This is a genomic window from Desulfovibrio sp. Huiquan2017 (assembly GCF_017351175.1).
In the GTDB taxonomy this organism is placed as follows: Bacteria; Desulfobacterota; Desulfovibrionia; order Desulfovibrionales; family Desulfovibrionaceae; genus Pseudodesulfovibrio.
Genome location: NZ_JAFMPN010000034.1, coordinates 1 through 1,848, shown reverse-complemented (window position 1 = coordinate 1,848; position 1,848 = coordinate 1). Strand labels below are relative to the sequence as shown.

Below are 1,848 nucleotides of genomic sequence, written 5' to 3'. Positions count from 1 at the left end.
GTAAGCGCACGATAAACCCCTTCTTACAGCACCACTCCATCAATGCCATGATGCCCTTCAGATCAAGGAGGAGAATTCATGGCCAAGGCATCCCGACAACAGAAGAAGCACCGTTCAGCCGATTTTTGGCGTAAGCATGTCGATGGTTGGCGTGCGAGCAAGCTGACGCAAGCCGAATACTGCCGCAGACATAAGCTTTCGGCAGGCGCGTTTTATCACTGGAAGCGGCGTTTCCTAGAGCAAAGCGAAGATGTTTCCGGCAACACGCCGGACATCGTTGCGATTCCGGTTCAGCAGATCACGGTCAAGGAAATCCAGCAACCGATCATTTTGCATGCTTCAGGCTACCAGGTAGAGCTGGCAGGCGACTTTTGCCAGGGCACCCTCGTCAAGCTCCTTGAAACCCTTGGCCGGTTCGCATGATCCTGCATTCAAACACACGGGTCTACCTCGTGCTGGGCTCAACTGATTTGCGCAAGGCCGTCAACGGCCTGTCCCTCCTTGTCGCCGGTCTTCCAGAGATGGATGTTTTCAGCGGGCAGCTGTTCGTCTTTTGCAACAAAAGCCGGACGCTCATCAAAATCCTCTACTGGGATCGCAACGGGTTTTGTCTGTGGCAGAAGCGGTTGGAGAAGCATCGCTTCTTTTGGCCCGAGTCCAGGGAGCAGGCCCTGGAGCTTGGGGCACGTGAGCTTTCGTGGCTCCTTGAAGGACTCGACCCCACGCGGATGCAGGGCCATCCGAGTCTGAAATATTCGACTATTTTTTGACTATTATCTTTACATTTCAGTATATTATATGTAAAAAACCTCCATGAGCAACGCAGTCCTGCCAAATGATCCCAAGGCTTTGAAAGCCATCCTTGCCGACCGGGACGAATACATTTCCGAGTTGCAGGAGCAGGTCCGGTGGCTCAAGGCCGTCATTCATGCGGCGACTTCGGAACGTCGAGCCAAGCCCAATGCCAATGAACGGCAGTATTCGTTGTTTGACGAGGCGGAGGCTGTTGCTGCTGAGTTTCTGAAAGCCGACGACAGCACCGTCGCCGTGCCCAGCCATACCCGCAGGAAGAGAGGTCGGCGTCCCATTCCGCCAACTTTCCCCCGTGTGGAAGTTGTTCACGACCTGCCTGAAGAGGACAAGACGTGCCCCTGCGGCTCTCCTTTGACCCGCATCGGTGAAGAGGTCAGCGAAAAGGTGGACTTCATTCCGGCAAAGATTCAGGTGGTGCGCCACGTCCGGCCCAAGTACGCCTGCCGCGAGTGCGAGGGCGTGGAGGACGACAGCCCCACCGTGAAGATAGCCCCTATGCCGCCGCAGGTAATTCCCAAGGGCATCGCCACACCTGGTCTCCTGGCCTATGTCCTGGCTTCCAAGTTTGTGGACGGGCTGCCGTTTTATCGCCAAGAGCGCATGTTCGCCAGGTTGGGCCTGGATGTTTCCCGGAGCACCATGTGCGGCTGGGCTCTGCGGGTCGCCGAGGCTTGTGAGCCGATCATGGGCCTTCTGCACGAAGAGATTCTGTCTGGGCCGGTCTTGAATCTGGATGAAACCACGGTGCAGGTGTTGAAAGAACCTGGCCGGAAGAACACGAGCAAATCGTATATGTGGCTCGCCCGAGGCGGACCTCCTGGAAAACCCGGCGTACTCTTTCATTATTCGCCCTCGCGTTCCGGCAAGATTGCCGAGGAGTTGGTGCGCGATTTTTCAGGCTACCTGCAAACCGACGGTTATGCGGGGTACAACGCACTGGGAGAGCGGGAGGGCATCATCCATGTGGGCTGCATGGCGCACGTGCGACGCAAATTCATGGACGTGCTCAAGGCCGGGACAAAGAAACGCGGCACG

Annotated in this window: 3 protein-coding genes; all 3 read left to right on the top strand. The window is 56.7% G+C overall.

Annotated features, from left to right (window positions below):
- Positions 1–78: 78 nt before the first annotated feature.
- Positions 79–423, top strand: a complete 345-nt coding sequence (gene tnpA, locus J0909_RS18215; RefSeq protein WP_156939755.1) for an IS66 family insertion sequence element accessory protein TnpA — start codon at positions 79–81, stop codon at positions 421–423.
- Positions 420–770, top strand: coding sequence for an IS66 family insertion sequence element accessory protein TnpB (gene tnpB / locus J0909_RS18210; protein ID WP_028588654.1), 351 nt, complete (start codon positions 420–422; stop codon positions 768–770). Before tnpA ends, tnpB begins: the two co-directional genes overlap by 4 nt.
- Before the next feature lie 43 nt (positions 771–813).
- Positions 814–1,848: IS66 family transposase (gene tnpC, locus J0909_RS18205; protein WP_207265107.1), on the top strand; the 1,035-nt coding region annotated here is incomplete at its 3' end.

Bases quoted from the DNA above. Each gene is read 5' to 3' on its own strand.
- tnpB (WP_028588654.1), top strand. From the start codon at position 420: ATGATCCTGCATTCAAACACACGGGTCTACCTCGTGCTGGGCTCAACT.
- tnpA (WP_156939755.1), top strand. From the start codon at position 79: ATGGCCAAGGCATCCCGACAACAGAAGAAGCACCGTTCAGCCGATTTT.